Below are 13879 nucleotides of genomic sequence, written 5' to 3' on the forward strand. Positions count from 1 at the left end.
TTCGACCCCGACGCCACGTTGCCGCCGCTGTCCAGCACCAGACCGGTGGTGACGTTGGCGATCCGCACGTAGCCGGTCGGGGTGGAGCCTCCGCCCAGGGCGGGGATCTGGCCGTTGAAGGTCAGCTTCACGACGTACGCCGGGGCGCTGAACGGCGCGGTGGACGAGGGCATCGAGATGTGCAGGCCGGAACCGTCCTGCGTGCGGTTGGGCAGGGTGGTGTACTGGCCGGCCGAGGAGCCGAGCAGTTGCACCGAGGCCAGGGTGCTCAGGTTGATCCGGTTGGAGTTGAGCGTGGTGATGTGCAGGGTGCTGCCCGGCCAGCCCAGCACGGTGGCGTACAGCACCGTGTTGTCCTTGCTGCGGGTGAAGCGGATATCGGTGTTGGTGCCCGCCCGCGGCGTCGTGAAGGAACCGCCGCCCATCTGGGTGGGCCCCTCGCCGTAGATCGCCCAGGCCCGCGTCGCGTAGATGGACTCGCCGAAACGCTTGAGGTAGTCCCCGATGCCCAGCAGGATCGACCGCTGCCCGGACGGAATGGTGCCGTCGGCCATGGGGGCGATGTTCAGCAGCATGTTGCCGTTCTTGCTGACCCGGTCGATCAGCGAGTGCAGCATGGCGTTGAGCGAGTAGTACCCGATCCCCACGGTGTAGCACCAGCTGGAGCTGGAGATGCTGTCGTCGGTCAGCCAGTAGGGGGTCTGGATGGCGGCCGGTCCGCCGCGCTCGTAGTCGAAGACCTCTCCCTTGGTGTTGAACCCGTCCTTGTAGGTCGCGACCACGTCCTTGTTCCAGGCGACCGCCTGGTTGTAGTAGTACGCCAGGAAGGCCAGCCGCCGCGACTCGTCCAGCTGGCTGAGGTTGAAGTCCTGCCAGATGATGTCGGGCTGGTAGCCGTCGATGACCTCCTTGAGCTTGTCGTACCACAGCTGCTGTTCGTCGGCGAAGCTGAGCTGGCCGTACAGCTTCTTCAGCGAGGTCGTCGACTGGGCCGGCACCCACTGGTAGAAGCCGGTGAAGTTGTAGCAGTGATGCATGGCCACGAGCAGTTTCAGGCCCTTGGCCCTGATGGCGTCCGCGTGCAACCGCAGCAGGTCGAGCCTGGGTCCGGTGGCGACCGAGTTCCACTCGTTCACCCGGCTGTTCCACATCGAGTAGCCGTCGTGGTGCTCGGCCACCGGCCCGGCGAACCTCGCGCCGGCGTCGGCGAACAGCTGCGCCCACTCGTTCGGGTCGAAGTTGCCCCCGGCGGACTTCAGCTTCGGCGCGAACTGCACCCAGTTGCCGGCCTTGTCCTGCGCACCGTTGATGAAGTTGTGGTACGGCCACACCGACGGGTCACCATAGACGCTCTTGTGGTGATTGTTCTCGTTAGACCCGTTGTTGTACATGTTGCGCGGATACCACTCGTTCGCGTACGCGGGGACGCTGAACACACCCCAGTGGTAGTAGATGCCGAACTTGGCGTCCTGGAACCACTCGGCCGCCGGCGGGTGCTGGTCCACCGACGACCAGCTCGCGCTGTAGCTCTGCGGACCGGCGGTGGCCCACGCCGGCCCGACCTTCAAGATCCCGGCCGCGGTGGCGGCCCCGGCCGCCACAAGCAGCTGACGACGGCTGAGCTGAAACGGGGAGGGAGACATGGGGGGACCTCTCGCGACGGGGAGTACTCCAAAGGTCACAGAATGTCGGCGGGTTACCCCTGCCGGTAGTACCCGTGGCGGAGGCGTGGAGGCGAATGTCTCCGGTGTTTCCTGGGAGTGTGCGAACCTTCACCACGTGGACATGGGATGTTTGTAGGCCAATAAGGGCGCTCTGTCCAGACCCAGAATCGAGCGGGAGCTACCGACGCGACGAGAGCCGAGGTCACGGTGATTGTCGTCGATGTCGACACTTGCGGCGTTCCTGATGGGTGTCGCCGCCCGCACGCGCTTCCGCGCGTCCGTGGGGACACATGACATCTGCGCCGGGTTTACGCTTCGATCTCTTCCCATAGATGGGATGTATTGAAAGTTTCAGCCCGAATGGCCGCGGCTGTAGTCGCTGGACGCCCGCACCACCAGCTCAGGCTGGAAGACGACGTGCCGATGGCTGTGCTTCTCGCCCTCGAGCGACTCTTCCAGCAGGAGTTGCGCGGCCGTACGGCCGAGCTGGGCGCGCGGCTGGCGCACGGAGCTCAGCGGAACGGCGGCAGCGGCGGCGAAGTCGATGTCGTCGTAGCCCACCAGCGCGATGTCCCCGGGCACCCGGATGCCGTGCATGGTAAGACCCTGCAGCACGCCGAGCGCCAGCAGGTCGTTGGCGCAGAAGACGGCCGTCGGGCGCTCGTCCACGGGAATGGTCGCGATGTCCTCGGCCGCCTGCCGACCCGCCGCGACCGACAGGCTCGCCGTCTCGTATGTCAGCAGCTCCGCTTGAGGGGCTCGGTCCGCCAGTGCGGCGGTCGCACCGGCACGGCGGTCGGCCACCTGCCGGATCGAAAGCGGGCCGCCGACGTACAGAATCCGCTCATGGCCCTGGTCGACGAGGTGGTCAGCCGCCAGGCGCCCTCCGGCGACGTCGTCGACCGCGACGGAACAGCGGCTCGGATGACCGGAGCCCCGGTCGACGAGCACCACGGGAATGCCGTGTGCCACGAACGCGTCAAGGCGTTTGTGCCGGCCGTCGGAGACCGGCGTGATGAGCAAGCCCTGAACCCGCTGCTCTTCGAGCATGTCGAGATGGCGGTGCTCCCGCCGCGCGTCCTCGCCGCTGTTGCAGACCACCAGCATCCCGCCGGCGCTCTCGACGACGGCCTCCGCGCCGTGGATCACATCGGTGAAGAAGGGATTCGACACATCCAGGACCACGATGGCGACGGTCCTGCTGCGACCGGCGCGCAGTTGCCGGGCGGAGTCGTTCCGCACGTAACCCAGTTTGTCGATCGCGTCGAGCACCCGCTGACGTGTGGTGGGTGAGACGACCTCGGGACGGTTGAGCACGTTGCTGACAGTGCCGAGGGACACACCCGCGTACCGCGCCACTTCCTTGATATTGGCGGATGCCATGTCTCCCTCAACCCGTGAGCGTTGATCTGCGCGCGTCCGTCCACCGGCTGCACCGCCGGTCATGCATGCGGTACGGCCAAGCGCACCGGTTTCCGCGTGCTGAAGCGTCGTCAGGACAGTCCCGCACAGAATACATGAAACGATTCACAATCGCGGGGAAAAATGGCGTCCGTCAGCCGGGGAGGCGGCCTTCGGCGTGATCCCATGCGGTCTGTCCGCCCAGCGGGCGGTAGGTCTGGAGCGGTTCGCTGCGGCGGACGAGGTCGCGGATGTCGTCCACCTCACCGTGGGCGCGGGCCTGCACCAGGCCGTTGCCGAGGGCGGCGGCCTCGATCGGTCCGGCGACCACGGGCAGTCCCGCGGCGTCGGCGGTCATCTGACACAGCAGGGCGTTGCGCGCGCCGCCGCCGACCACGTGGACGACCTCCACGTCCCGGCCGCTGAGCCGTACGGCCTCGCGGATCGTACGGCGGTAGGCGAGGGCCAGGCTCTCCAGCACGCACCGCACGATCGCCGCCCGCCCGTCCGGGGGACGCTGCCCGGTGCGTTCGCAGTACGCGGCGATCCTGGCGGGCATGTCACCCGGCGGCAGGAAGGTGGAGTCGTCGGGGTCGATCACGGCGGCGAACGGCGGCGCCTGGGCCGCGGCGGCCAGCAGCCCGGGCAGATCGCTCTCACCCCAGACGCGCAGGCACTCCTGCAGGATCCACAGGCCCATGACGTTGCGCAGGTAACGGATGGTGCCATCCAGCCCGCCCTCGTTGGTGAAGTTCGCCAGGCGGCTGTCCTCGGTGAGCACGGGCGCGGGCAACTCCAGGCCCACCAGCGACCAGGTACCGGAGGAGACGTAGGCGAAACGCTCGCCGGTGGCGGGCACGGCGGCCACGGCCGAGGCCGTGTCGTGCGAGGCGACCGCCATCACCTCGACGCCGCCGGGCAACCCGAGCTCGGCGGCCGACTCCGGGCGCAGCATCCCGGCGCGTGTCCCTGCCTCGCGCAGCGGCGGCAGAATGCCGGGCGGCACGCCCAGCTCGCGCGCCAGGTCGTGTGACCAGGCCCGCGCGCGGACGTCGTACAGGCCGGTGGTGGAGGCGTTGGTGGCCTCGGCCGCAGCCTCGCCGGTCAGCCAGTACGCCAGCAGGTCGGGGATCAGCAGCATGGTGTGCGCCCGGTCGAGGGCGGGCTCGGCGAGCAGTTGGTAGACGGTGTTGAACGGCAGGAACTGCAGGCCGCTGACCTGGTAAAGGGTGGCGGCGCCGAGCCGCGCGGAGACGGCCGCCATGATCCCGGCGGTCCGGTCGTCGCGGTAGTGGACGGGGTTGCCGATCAGGCGCCCGTCGCCGTCGAGCAGGCCGTAGTCGACGGCCCAGGAGTCGACGCCGATCGAGTCGACCGGCCCCGCGGCCCGCAGCCCGTCGAGAACTCCCTGATAAAGGGCGAGCACGTCCCAATGGAGCGTCCCGTTCACCCGCACCGGGCGGTTGGGGAAGCGGTGCACCTCCGTCAGGTGCGCGCGCCCGCCCTCGACCCGCACGGTCATGACCCTGCCGCTGGACGCGCCGAGGTCCACGGCCGCGTGGACGCTCATTCACCCTCCTGTGACTGCGTGCGACCCACGGTGGACTCACGGACGACGAGCTCGGGCTGGAACATCACCTGCTGGTGCACGTGCGTGTCCGGGTTGTCGCATTCGTCCAGCAGTAGTTCGGTGGCGATCCGGCCGAGCCGGTGGGTGGGCTGACGGACCGAGCTGAGCGACACGGCCGACGCGGCGGCGAAGTCGATGTCGTCGTATCCGATGAGCGCCACGTCGCGCGGGACGCGCACCCCGGCCCGCAGCAGCTCGCGCAGGAAGCCCACGGCGAGCAGGTCGTTGGCGCAGAACACCGCGTCCGGCAGGCCGGAGGCCAGCAGCGACGCGGCGGCCCGCTGCCCCTCCCGCGCCGTCATCGCCGGCACCTCCACCGTCGTGGTCGCGGTCTCGGGGTCGAGCCCGGCGGCGGAGGCGGCCTGCGCGGCGCCCTGCCCCCGCTCCACGCACTGGCGGATCGAGCGCGGGCCGGTGACATAGCCGATCCGCCGCGCGCCCAGCGACAGCAGGTGGGATACGGCCATCTGCCCGCCCGCCAGGTCGTTGACGGCCACCGCGCACTGGTCGGGCCGGTGCGCGGGATGGTCCACCAGGACGACGCTGATGCCGCGCTCGCGCAGCGCGTCGAGCCGCGCGGGATCCTCGTCCGACGGCGTGATCAGCACCCCGCGCACGCGCTGCTCGGCCAGCACGAGCAGGTTGCGCTCCTCCTTGTCCCGCGAGCCCGCCGAGTTGCCGAGGATCACGGCATAGCCGAGCTCGCTGGCCGCCTCCTCCACCCCCGCGGCGACGTCGGTGAAGAACGGGTTGCCGATGTCGATGACCGACAGGCCGATCGTCCTGCTGTGCCCGGCGCGCAGCGTCGAGGCCGACCCGTGCCGCACGAAGCCCAGCTCACGGATGGCGCGCATGACCCGCTCGCGGGTCTCCGGAGCCACCCGCTCCGGACGGTTGAGCACATTCGAGATGGTCCCGGGCGAGACACCGGCGCGGGCGGCGACCTCCCGGATGCTGACGGTCCCCACTGTCGTCCGCCCTCCTCGATCCCACTCGGGCGCGATCCGTTAAAACGTCTTATCGGCCGATGGCCAGACCCTACCGCAGCGGCAAAAGCCTCTCCTTGTCGCCATTGACAAGCCCTGCTCGCGCGACGTAGCGTCCGGGCGACTTCCAATAAAACGTTTTGATGGATTACGCGAAGGGTGAGCAGCGTGACCGGGCGCGACGCGGCTCCGTACCGGCCGGATGGACGGTGAGCATGGAACGTGTCTGCTTCGTGCTGCGGGTGCGGCCGGACCGGCTGGAGGAGTACCGGGAGCGGCACCGCGAGGTGTGGCCGGAGATGCGGGCGGCGCTGCGGGAGACCGGCTGGCACAACTATTCGCTGTTCCTGCGTGACGACGGGCTCCTGGTGGGCTACCTCGAGACCGGCGACTTCGAGGCCGCGAAGGCGGCGATGGCCGAACGCCAGGTCAACGCCCGCTGGCAGGCCGAGATGGCGCCCTTCTTCGAGGGGCTCGACGGCGCGCCCGACGAGGGCATGGCCGCCCTCCGCGAGGTTTTCCACCTTGACTGAATCGGGGATCCGATGAGAGGCGACATCGGGGCGGCGCTGCGCGGGCAGCGCATCGAGACGCCGTCGTGGGCGTACGGCAACAGCGGCACCAGGTTCAAGGTGTTCGCCCAGGAGGGCGTGCCGCGCGATCCGTACGAGAAGATCGCCGACGCGGCGCAGGTGCACGCGTTCACCGGGGTCGCGCCGACCGTCGCCCTGCACATCCCGTGGGACAGGGTGGACGACTACGGCGACCTCGCCCGCCACGCGGCCGGTCTCGGGGTCGGCGTCGGGGCGATCAATTCCAACGTGTTCCAGGACGACGACTACAAGCTGGGCAGCGTGACCAATCCCGACCCTGCGGTGCGGCGCAAGGCGCTCGGCCACCTGCTGGAGTGCGTGGACATCATGGACGCCACGGGGTCGGACACGCTCAAGCTGTGGTTCTCCGACGGGACGAACTATCCGGGGCAGGACGACATCCGTGCCCGCCAGGACCGGCTCGCCGAGGCGCTGGCCGCCGTGTACGACCGGCTGGGCGAGGGGCAGCGGTTCCTGCTGGAGTACAAGCTGTTCGAGCCGGCCTTCTACATGACCGACGTGCCCGACTGGGGCACCGCCTACGCCCACTGCGTCAGGCTCGGCCCGAAGGCGCAGGTCGTGGTGGACACCGGCCACCACGCGCCGGGCACGAACATCGAGTTCATCGTGGCGTTCCTGCTGCGCGAGGACAGGCTCGGCGGGTTCGACTTCAACTCCCGGTTCTACGCCGACGACGACCTCATGGTGGGCGCGGCCGACCCGTTCCAGCTGTTCCGGATCATGTACGAGGTGGTGCGCGGCGGCGGGCTGCGCCCGGAGATCGCGTTCATGCTCGACCAGTGTCACAACATCGAGCCGAAGATCGCCGGCCAGATCCGCTCGGTGATGAACGTGCAGGAGGCCACGACCAAGGCGCTGCTGGTGGACGGCGAGGCCCTGGCCGCCGCGCAGGCGGCGGGTGACGTGCTCGGTGCCAACGCCGTGCTGATGGACGCCTACGACACCGACGTCCGGCCGCTGCTGGCCGCGCTCCGCGAGGAGATGGGCCTTGCTCCCGATCCGATGCGGGCCTACGCCGAATCGGGATACCTGGAGAAGATCCGGACCGAGAGGGTCGGCGGCACCCAGGCCGGCTGGGGCGCCTGACTCCACCGGCCTGGCTGCCGCCGACATCCTGCGGAGTGCCGTCACGGCGTCGCGACACCCGCTGCTACGCCACTTTAGGGGGATATTTCATGACCACGCCGGTTGAGCAGTTGCTCGAACGTGCGCATCTGCTGGGAGCCGATCCCCGCAACACGAACTTCGCCGGGGGCAACGCCTCGGCCAAGGGGACGGCTCTGGATCCGGTCACCGGCTCGGATGTGGAAGTGATGTGGGTGAAGGGGTCGGGCGGCGATCTCGGCACGCTCACCGAAGCCGGGCTGGCCGTGCTCCGGCTCGACCGGCTGCGCGCGCTGGCCGGCGTCTACCCGGGTGCCGAGCGCGAGGAGGAGATGGTCGCGGCCTTCGACCACTGCGCGTTCGGCAAGGGAGGGGCGGCGCCGTCGATCGACACCGCGATGCACGGCCTGGTCGACGCCGCGCACGTCGACCACCTGCATCCCGACGCGGGCATCGCCATCGCCACCGCCGCCGACGGACCGGAGCTGACCCGGCGCATCTACGGCGACCGGGTCGTCTGGGTGCCCTGGCGGCGGCCCGGCTTCCAGCTCGGCCTGGACATCGCCGCGATCAAGGACGCCAACCCCCGGGCGGTCGGCTGCGTCCTGGGCCGGCACGGCATCACCGCCTGGGGCGACACCTCCGCCGAATGCGCCGGCCACGCGCTGTGGATCATTCGCACCGCCGAGGCGTACATCGCCGAGCACGGCAGGCGCGAGCCGTTCGGACCGGTAAAGCCCGGCTACGCGCCGCTGCCCGAGCAGGCCAGGCACGAGCGGGCGGCAGAGCTGTTCCCCGTACTGCGCGGGCTGTGCTCGACCGAAGCCCGCCAGGTCGGCCACTACACCGACACCCCACAGGTGCTCGACTTCCTGTCCCGCGAGAAGCACGCCGAGCTGGCCGCCCGGGGCACCTCGTGCCCGGATCACTTCCTGCGCACCAAGGTCGCGCCGATGGTGGTGGACCTGCCCGCGCACGCGCCGATCGAGGACGTGATCTCCCGCCTCGGCGAGCTGCACGCGGCCTACCGCGAGGACTACCGTGCCTATTACGAGCGGCACGCCACGCCGCACTCGCCGGCGATGCGCGGCGCCGACCCGGCGATCGTGCTCGTGCCGGGTGTCGGCATGTTCTCCTTCGGCAAGGACAAGCAGACCGCCCGCGTCGCCGGGGAGTTCTACCTCAATGCGATCACCGTGATGCGCGGCGCCGAGGCGCTGTCGGCCTACGCCCCGATCGAGGAGTCGGAGAAGTTCCGCATCGAGTACTGGGAGCTGGAGGAGGCCAAGCTGCGGCGGATGCCGGCGCCGCGGCCGTTGGCCACCCGGATCGCGCTGGTCACCGGCGGCGGCTCGGGCATCGGCGCGGCCACCGCCCGCCGCCTGGCCGCCGAGGGCGCCTGCGTCGTCATCGCCGACCGCGATCTTGCCGCCGCGCAGAAGGTCGCCGCCGGGATCGGGGCCCATGCGTATCGCCCCGCGGACGTGGCCGTGGCCGTGCAGGCCGACGTCACCGACGAGGCCCAGGTCGCCGAGGCCGTACGGCAGACGGTGCTGGCCTTCGGCGGGGTCGATCTGGTGGTCAACAACGCCGGGCTGTCGCTGTCGCGCTCCCTGCTGGACACCACCGCCGACGACTGGGACCTCCAGCACCAGGTGATGGCCCGCGGCTCGTTCCTCGTCTCGCGCGAGACCGCCCGTGTCATGATCGAACAAGCCATGGGCGGCGACATCGTCTACATCGCCTCCAAGAACGCCGTGGTCGCCGGGCCCGACAACATCGCCTATGGCGCGGCCAAGGCCGACCAGTCCCACCAGGTCCGCCTGCTCGCGGCCGAACTCGGCGAACACGGCATCCGTGTCAACGGCGTCAACCCCGACGGGGTCGTCCACGGCTCCGGCATCTTCGCCTCCGGCTGGGGCGCCAACCGCGCCGCCGTCCACGGCGTCCCCGAAGACGAGCTCGGCGAGTTCTACGCCCGGCGCACCCTGCTCAAACGCGAGGTGCTGCCCGACCACGTCGCCGCCGCCGTCTTCGCCCTCACCGCCGGCGACCTGTCCCTCACCACCGGCCTGCACATCCCCGTCGATGCCGGAATCACCGCCGCCTTCCTCCGTTGACCAGGCTCTGCGGGAGGACGTCAGCCGCGGCGCAGTCAGCCGTGACGCATGCCGGGCGTGCTCTCCCGCAGGACGACCTCGCCACGGACGAGCCGCCGACGGGGGCGGTCCGCCGGTTCCTGCAGGACCATCTCCAGCGCGGCTTCGCCGATCTCGACCAGAGGCAGGCGCACCGTGGTGAGGGCGGGGGTGACGTCCCGCAGGGTGGTGATGTCGTCGAATCCGGCGACCGCGACCGTGCGCTCGAGCCCGCGCGATCGCAGCGCGGCGAGGGCGCCGACCGCCATGACGTCGTTGACCGCGAACACGCACTCGACCTCGCCGCGGCCGGCGAGCAGGTCGAGCATGGCGTCGTGCCCACCGTCACGGTCGAACTCTCCGTGCACGACGGCCTCGGGCGGCACGACGACGTCCGAGGCGGCCAGGCCTTCGGTGAAGCCGGCGAGCCGGTCGGCGGCCGTGAGCAGGTCGCGCGGGCCGGCCAGCACGCCGAACGAGCGGTAGCCGAGGCCCGCCAGGCGGACCCCGAGATCGCGGGCACCCGCGCGGTTCGCGACGACCACGGTGTCGACGGGCAGCCGTCGCTGGCCGATGAGCGCGACCCGGCCGCCCGACCGTTCGAAGGCGTCGAGTTCGGCGCCGAGCCGGTCGAGCGCGTCGCGGTCGTCGGTGCGGGAGCCGGCGATGACGATGGCCGCCGCGCGCAGGCCGCGCATCGCGGCGGCGTACTCGACCTCCTTGTCCGGCCGTCTCCCGGTGCCGGCGATGCTGACCATCAGACCGTTGGCCTCGGCCATCCGCATCGCCCCGGCGGCTATCGAGGAGAAGTAGGGGTCCTCGATGTCCTGCACGACGAGCCCGACCAGGTTGGTGCGGCCCCGCGCGACGGCCTGGGCCTGCGCGTTGGCCGTGTAGTTGAGCGCGCGTGCCGCCCGTTCGACCCGCTCGCGGATCTCCGGACGGACGGTGCGTGCGCTGCCGTTGATGGCGCGCGACGCGGTGGCGAGCGACACCCCGGCCTCCCTCGCCACGTCCTCCAGCGTGACCGCGCCGCGCTTCGCACTCATGGTCCTCATTGTGGCCTTCTCGTGGTCATGCATCGAACGGCGTAGCGGTTGACGTTCCGCCGCCCCGGCCGTACGGTCCAGCGTAGTGGAAAGCGCTTTCCGATCGATGGGAAAGCGCTTTCCAGACCGAGTTCTCACATGCGAGGAGAAACGGATGGACACCCTCGGCGTGGTCATGAACGGGGTGACCGGGCGCATGGGCTACCGCCAGCATCTGGTCCGTTCGGTCCTGGCGATCAACGAGCAGGGCGGGGTCGCCTTGTCGGACGGCGGACGGGTGCTGCTGCGGCCGGTGCTGGTGGGACGGAGCGCGGCCAAGCTGGAGGCGATCGCGACGCGGCACGGCATAACCGACTGGACGACCGACCTCGGGGCCGCCCTCGCCGACGACCGCAACGCCGTCTACTTCGACGCGCAGACCACGAACGCCAGAGTCGCGGCCGTCATGCGGGCGATCGAGGCGGGCAGACACGTCTACGTCGAGAAGCCGACCGCGGAGAACCTCGCCGGCGCGGTCGCCCTGGCGCGGGCGGCGCGCGAGGCCGGCGTGAAGAACGGCGTCGTCGCCGACAAGCTGTTCCTGCCCGGGCTGCTGAAGCTGCGCCGTTTGGTCGACGGCGGCTTCTTCGGCCGGATCCTGTCCGTACGCGGCGAGTTCGGTTACTGGGTGTTCGAAGGCGACTGGCAGCCGGCCCAGCGGCCCTCCTGGAACTACCGGGCCGAGGACGGCGGCGGCATCGTGCTCGACATGTTCCCGCACTGGACCTACGTGCTGGAGAACCTGTTCGGCCGCATCGAGGCGGTGACCGCGCGGGCGGTGACGCACGTCCAGGAGCGGGTGGACGAGCACGGCCGGCCGTACAAGGTGACGGCCGACGACGCCGCCTATGCGATCTTCGAGCTGGCCGGCGGGCTGATCGCGCAGATCAACTCCTCCTGGGCGGTCCGGGTGAACCGCGACGAGCTGGTGGAGTTCCAGGTTGACGGCACCCACGGCAGCGCCGTGGCCGGGCTGCGCCGCTGCCGGATCCAGCACCGGGCCTCCACCCCGATGCCGGTGTGGAACCCCGACCTGCCCGCGACCGAGCCGTTCCGTGAACAGTGGCAGGAGGTGCCGGACAACGCCGAGTTCGGCAACGGCTTCAAGACGCAGTGGGAGATGTTCGTGCGTCATGTGGTGGAGGACGCGCCCTTCCCCCACGACCTCGCCTCCGGCGCTCGCGGGGTGCAGGTCGCGGAGCTGGGCCTGCGTTCCTCGGCGGAGGGCGTGCGTGTCGAGGTGCCCGGAGTGTCGGCATGACCGTCGTCACGCTGCCCGGGCCGGACCGCAGGCTGGAGACCTACCGGATGCGCGAGCCGGTCGCCTGGGCCCCGCCGCCGTCACCGCCCACCAGCCGAGTCGTGTACGCCGCCGCGCACGTGGTGGCCGACCCGCTCGCCGCCCACTCCCCCGGCTCCCCCGCCGCCCTCGACTGGGACGCGACCCTGCGCTTCCGCCGCCACCTGTGGTCGTACGGGCTGCGGGTGGCCGACGCGATGGACACGGCCCAGCGCAACATGGGCCTGGACTGGGCGGCCACCCGGGAGCTGATCCGGCGCAGCGCCGCCGAGGCCCGCCACTACGGCGACCCCGCGGACCTGCTCGCCTGCGGGGCCGGCACCGACCATCTGCCGGGGGAGGTCACGCTGAAGGAGGCGACGGCCGGTTACCTGGAGCAGATCGAGACCGTGCAGGAAGCGGGCGCCCGGGTCGTCATCATGGCGAGCAGGCAGCTCGCCCGCCTCGCCCGCGGCCCCGAGGACTACCACGAGGTCTACGGCGAGCTGCTCGGCCACGCCGACCGGCCGGTGATCCTGCACTGGCTCGGCGAGATGTTCGATCCCGCCCTCGCCGGATACTGGGGATCACGCGATCCGGAGGCCGCCACCGAGGCGTTCCTCGCACTCGTCCACGACAACGCCGCACGCGTGGACGGAGTGAAGGTGTCACTGCTCGACGCCGATCACGAGGTGCGGCTGCGCGAACGGCTCCCCGGCGGCGTGCGGCTCTACACCGGCGACGACTTCAACTACCCCGAGCTGATCGCGGGCGGCAGTCACGCGCTGCTCGGGATCTTCGACCCGATCGCCCCGGCCGCGGCGGCCGCCCTCCAGGCGCTCGACGGCGGAGACCGCGAGCGGTTCGCGTCCGTCCTCGCCCCGACCGTGCCGCTCGCCCGGAAGATCTTCGAAACGCCGACGTACCACTACAAGACCGGGATCGTCCTGCTGGCCTGGCTCGCCGGGCACCAGGACGCGTTCGTCATGGTGAACGGCGCGCACAGCGCCCGGTCGATCCTCCACCTGGCCGAGGTGTTCCGTCTCGCCGACCAGGCCGGGCTCCTGCCCGACCCCGACCTGGCCGCCGCACGCATGCGCGCCCTGCTCGCCACCGCCGGGGTGACCGCATGACACCCGGCCGCCTGTCCCTCAACCAGTGGACCACCCGCCGCTGGTCGGTGCGCGAAGCCGTCGACGGATGCGTCCGGCACGGCATTCCCGCGATCGGGCTGTGGCGGGAGAGCGTGGCCGAGTACGGCCTGGCCGCGACGGCGAAGCTGGTCACGGACGCGGGACTGCGCGTCTCCTCCCTGTGCCGGGGCGGCTTCCTGACCGGCCCGGGGTTCGGACTGGAGGACAACCGTGCGGCGATAGACGAGGCCGCCGCCCTGGACGCGGCCTGCCTGGTGCTGGTCGTGGGCGGGCTTCCCGGAATCTCCCCTGGTGGTGGACCGCTTCCGGGCTTCAGCCGCGACCTGGCCGAGGCACGGGTCCGGGTCGCCGAGGCGCTCGCCCGGCTGGCACCGTACGCGGCCGAGCGCGGCGTACGGCTCGCGCTGGAGCCCCTGCATCCCATGTACTGCGCCGACCGCGCCGTGCTGTCCACCCTCCGGCAGGCGCTCGACCTGGCCGAGCCGTACCCGGCCGAGCAGGTGGGCGTGGTGGTCGACACCTTCCACATCTGGTGGGACCCCGAGGTGCTCACCCAGATCGCCCGGGCCGCCGGCCGGATCGCGAGCTACCAGGTGAGCGACTTCCTGGTGCCGCTGCCCGCCGACCCGCTGCTCGGCCGCGGCATGATGGGCGACGGCGTCATCGACTTCCCGCCCCTCACCGCCGCCGTGGACGCCGCGGGCTACCGCGGCGACATCGAGGTCGAGATCTTCAACGCCGACATCTGGGCCGCCGACCCCGACGAGGTGGTCGCCACGATGAAGCGGCGCTTCGCCGCGGCGATCGGCTGACGGGTCCGC

At 70.8% G+C, this 13879-nt stretch carries 11 protein-coding genes; 6 read left to right on the plus strand and 5 right to left on the minus strand.

The annotated features are described in order from the left end of the window. From ABZ860_RS37835 to ABZ860_RS37850, 4 genes are all read right to left on the minus strand, one after another. On the minus strand, positions 1-1643 hold a 1643-nt coding region (locus tag ABZ860_RS37835), incomplete at its 3' end, for an alpha-L-fucosidase (protein WP_357230005.1). Between the two features lie 372 nt (positions 1644-2015). Beyond that, positions 2016-3047 (minus strand): LacI family DNA-binding transcriptional regulator, encoded by a 1032-nt coding sequence (locus ABZ860_RS37840; RefSeq protein ID WP_357230007.1) that lies wholly within the window; start codon positions 3045-3047, stop codon positions 2016-2018. A gap of 172 nt (positions 3048-3219) precedes the next feature. Next, entirely contained in the window at positions 3220-4635 is a 1416-nt protein-coding gene (locus ABZ860_RS37845; protein ID WP_357230009.1) for a rhamnulokinase family protein, read from the minus strand. Continuing rightward, positions 4632-5663 carry a substrate-binding domain-containing protein gene (locus tag ABZ860_RS37850; protein WP_357230011.1) on the minus strand — a complete coding sequence of 344 codons (1032 nt, stop codon included), beginning with the start codon at positions 5661-5663 and terminating at the stop codon, positions 4632-4634. The genes ABZ860_RS37845 and ABZ860_RS37850 overlap by 4 nt, the downstream gene beginning before the upstream one ends. Before the next feature lie 233 nt (positions 5664-5896). Here ABZ860_RS37850 and ABZ860_RS37855 point away from each other — a divergent pair, with 233 nt between their 5' ends. From ABZ860_RS37855 to ABZ860_RS37865, 3 genes are all read left to right on the plus strand, one after another. Then, positions 5897-6214: an L-rhamnose mutarotase gene (locus ABZ860_RS37855; protein WP_357230104.1), complete on the plus strand. Its 318-nt coding sequence runs from the start codon at positions 5897-5899 to the stop codon at positions 6212-6214. Between the two features lie 12 nt (positions 6215-6226). Continuing rightward, positions 6227-7381 (plus strand): L-rhamnose isomerase, encoded by a 1155-nt coding sequence (gene rhaI / locus ABZ860_RS37860; protein WP_357230013.1) that lies wholly within the window; start codon positions 6227-6229, stop codon positions 7379-7381. Between the two features lie 89 nt (positions 7382-7470). Beyond that, positions 7471-9519 carry a bifunctional aldolase/short-chain dehydrogenase gene (locus ABZ860_RS37865; RefSeq protein WP_357230015.1) on the plus strand — a complete coding sequence of 683 codons (2049 nt, stop codon included), beginning with the start codon at positions 7471-7473 and terminating at the stop codon, positions 9517-9519. Positions 9520-9554: 35 nt separating this feature from the next. Here the strand turns inward: ABZ860_RS37865 and ABZ860_RS37870 are convergent, their stop codons facing one another. After that, positions 9555-10586, minus strand: a complete 1032-nt coding sequence (locus ABZ860_RS37870) for a LacI family DNA-binding transcriptional regulator (RefSeq protein WP_357230017.1) — start codon at positions 10584-10586, stop codon at positions 9555-9557. 154 nt (positions 10587-10740) lie between these two features. Between ABZ860_RS37870 and ABZ860_RS37875 the strand changes: the two genes are divergently transcribed. The 3 genes from ABZ860_RS37875 to ABZ860_RS37885 are packed head-to-tail and all read left to right on the plus strand — an operon-like array spanning position 10741 to position 13870. Beyond that, positions 10741-11886, plus strand: a complete 1146-nt coding sequence (locus ABZ860_RS37875; protein WP_357230018.1) for a Gfo/Idh/MocA family oxidoreductase — start codon at positions 10741-10743, stop codon at positions 11884-11886. Then, the gene (locus ABZ860_RS37880) at positions 11883-13037 is read left to right on the plus strand and encodes a dihydrodipicolinate synthase family protein (RefSeq protein WP_357230020.1); all 1155 of its coding nucleotides are present in this window, start codon (positions 11883-11885) and stop codon (positions 13035-13037) included. Before ABZ860_RS37875 ends, ABZ860_RS37880 begins: the two co-directional genes overlap by 4 nt. Continuing rightward, the gene (locus ABZ860_RS37885; protein WP_357230022.1) at positions 13034-13870 is read left to right on the plus strand and encodes a sugar phosphate isomerase/epimerase family protein; all 837 of its coding nucleotides are present in this window, start codon (positions 13034-13036) and stop codon (positions 13868-13870) included. The genes ABZ860_RS37880 and ABZ860_RS37885 overlap by 4 nt, the downstream gene beginning before the upstream one ends. Positions 13871-13879 lie beyond the last annotated feature (9 nt).

The organism is Microbispora sp. NPDC046973 (genome assembly GCF_040644495.1).
In the GTDB taxonomy this organism is placed as follows: Bacteria; Actinomycetota; Actinomycetes; order Streptosporangiales; family Streptosporangiaceae; genus Microbispora.

Coding starts and splice junctions, on each gene's coding strand:
- ABZ860_RS37840 (WP_357230007.1), bottom strand. CDS start 3,047: ATGGCATCCGCCAATATCAAGGAAGTGGCGCGGTACGCGGGTGTGTCC.
- ABZ860_RS37845 (WP_357230009.1), bottom strand. CDS start 4,635: ATGAGCGTCCACGCGGCCGTGGACCTCGGCGCGTCCAGCGGCAGGGTC.
- ABZ860_RS37855 (WP_357230104.1), top strand. CDS start 5,897: ATGGAACGTGTCTGCTTCGTGCTGCGGGTGCGGCCGGACCGGCTGGAG.
- rhaI (WP_357230013.1), top strand. CDS start 6,227: ATGAGAGGCGACATCGGGGCGGCGCTGCGCGGGCAGCGCATCGAGACG.
- ABZ860_RS37865 (WP_357230015.1), top strand. CDS start 7,471: ATGACCACGCCGGTTGAGCAGTTGCTCGAACGTGCGCATCTGCTGGGA.
- ABZ860_RS37870 (WP_357230017.1), bottom strand. CDS start 10,586: ATGAGTGCGAAGCGCGGCGCGGTCACGCTGGAGGACGTGGCGAGGGAG.
- ABZ860_RS37875 (WP_357230018.1), top strand. CDS start 10,741: ATGGACACCCTCGGCGTGGTCATGAACGGGGTGACCGGGCGCATGGGC.
- ABZ860_RS37880 (WP_357230020.1), top strand. CDS start 11,883: ATGACCGTCGTCACGCTGCCCGGGCCGGACCGCAGGCTGGAGACCTAC.
- ABZ860_RS37885 (WP_357230022.1), top strand. CDS start 13,034: ATGACACCCGGCCGCCTGTCCCTCAACCAGTGGACCACCCGCCGCTGG.